2 protein-coding genes are annotated in these 2,043 nt (G+C 64.8%); one reads left to right on the forward strand and one right to left on the reverse strand.

Going from position 1 to position 2,043, the window contains the following annotated elements:
• A partial coding sequence (locus tag PKE84_RS00005; protein ID WP_271175145.1) for an ABC transporter substrate-binding protein occupies nt 1–910 on the reverse strand: 910 nt, incomplete at its 3' end.
• Between the two features lie 271 nt (nt 911–1,181).
• Here PKE84_RS00005 and PKE84_RS00010 point away from each other — a divergent pair.
• Nucleotides 1,182–1,991: a CPBP family intramembrane glutamic endopeptidase gene (locus tag PKE84_RS00010; protein WP_271175146.1), complete on the forward strand. Its 810-nt coding sequence runs from the start codon at nt 1,182–1,184 to the stop codon at nt 1,989–1,991.
• Nucleotides 1,992–2,043: the final 52 nt, after the last annotated feature.

Below are 2,043 nucleotides of genomic sequence, written 5' to 3' on the forward strand. Positions count from 1 at the left end.
ACACGATCTTGTCCACATTCGGCTTCATGCCACCGTTGTAGTACTTGTTCTGCGACATCGTGATCGACTGACCCGGCGTCCACGCCGACACGTAGAACGCGCCGGAGGAAACCACGAGGTCCTTATCGGTCGGGTACGCGGTGATGTCGTAGCCGGTGTTGACGAAGTCGGCAGCCTTCTTCAGCGTCGCGTCCGGGGCGGCCGGAGCAGCCTTGTCACCCTTCGGCAGACCCTTCAGCAGCTTCGTCAGGTCAGCAGCCGACGACAGGCCGGCCTTCTTCGCCACGATGTGCGCGGGCTGCGCGATCGGGTTGAACAGCTCCCAGTCCACGAACGGCTTCGCGTACTTCAAGGTGATCGTCTGGTTGTCGTCGCTGACCTCGGGGTACGCGGTCTGGTCGATACCAGCGGTACCGGCAGCAGGCGTGAAGTACTGGGTCCCCTTCAGGACCTTGCCCGTGTTCTGGTCCAGCGTCGCCGAGTCGTAGTAGCCGGACTGCATCGCCCAACCGAGGACCATGTCATCAGCAGTGATGGGCTGGCCGTCGGACCACTTGTCCGCCTTGTTCAGCGTGTACTTCACCGTCAGCGGGTCATCCGAGGTCTTCTCGAACTTACCGAACGTGTTGTCGTGGACGATCTTGAAGTTGTCATCGATGTACTGGAAACCCGAACCATACGAGCCATCCAGGTAACCGACCTGACCGTTGGTGTCCAGGTTTCCCTGCGGCGTCTGCGAGTTCAGCGACGTCAGGTCGTTGACGACTGCGACGGTAACAGTGCCGCCCTTGGCAGCCGACGGAGTCGACGAGCTACCGGACGTGGTGCAGGCAGAGAGTGCGAGAGCTGCGACGCCGGCGACGGCGACCGCGCTGACCGCGTACCTGACCTTTCTTCCCTTGATGTGCAATGTTCCTCCTGTGCGAAGTGTGCGACGGCATAGGCGTGCGAGCGTGCCCGTGCCGCGCTGGATAAGAATGACCCTAGGTATCGCACGCAGTGAATGCAAAACGGGGCAGGAAAACGTTACACAGTGGTAACTCAGTTGGCGGAATGTTGCAGCGCGCACACGAATGCGGCTGTTTTGCGCCGCCCTGCGCAACGAAACGAGCGGTTCGCCGGTTTTCAGACACCTCCAGCGCCTCCCCGCGGTCGGCGCACCCACCTGGCAGGATGCCTGTATGAGTCGTGAGAACCGCTGGGCCGCCGAGGTTCCGGTCGCGCGCGCCGATCGGCCGCGGCTCTGGTGGGAGATCGCGATCGTCCTGGGGCTCTCGCTGGGGGCATCCGCGATCTACTCGATCGTCGAGATCATCGCACGTGTCACCGACAAGACGCCGCTGGCCGACCAGTCGGCGGCGGTCAACCCCTCGCAGAGCACGCGCGAGTGGCTGGACTTCACGTACCAGTTCCTCGGCAACCTGTTCCCGCTCTTCGCCGTCGCCCTGGTGATCTTCCTGCTCTGGCGGCGACCGGCGCCCGGTGTCGAGACCAGCGGCTTCCGCCGGATCGGCTTCGACCTGACGCAGCCGGGCCGCGATCTCGGCGGCGGGGTGCTCCTCTTCCTGACGATCGGCATCCCCGGCATCCTGCTCTACGCGCTCGGCCGCGTCGCCGGCATCACCGTGCAGGTTCAGGCCTCACCGCTCGACACCCACTGGTGGACGGTGCCCATCCTGATCTTCGCCGCCCTGCGCGCCGGCCTCCAGGAGGAGGTGATCATCGTCGGCTACCTCTTCACCCGGCTGCGCCAGCTGGGCTGGAACCGCTGGACGATCATCCTGGCCGCCGCGGTGCTGCGGGGCAGCTACCACCTGTACCAGGGGTTCGGACCGTTCGTCGGCAACGCGATCATGGGCGTCGTGTTCGGCTGGTGCTACACCCGCTGGGGCCGGGTGATGCCCCTGGTGGTGGCCCACGTCATCATCGACATCGTGTCGTTCGTCGGCTACCCGCTCGCCGTCGCCTGGTGGCCCCAGATCTTCGGCTGAGCCCGCCCCAACGCAATCGAGTCCGAACTTGTTGCCCCGACACGCCGAGCGG

The organism is Leifsonia poae, from assembly GCF_027921845.1.
Classification (GTDB): Bacteria; Actinomycetota; Actinomycetes; order Actinomycetales; family Microbacteriaceae; genus Leifsonia; species Leifsonia poae.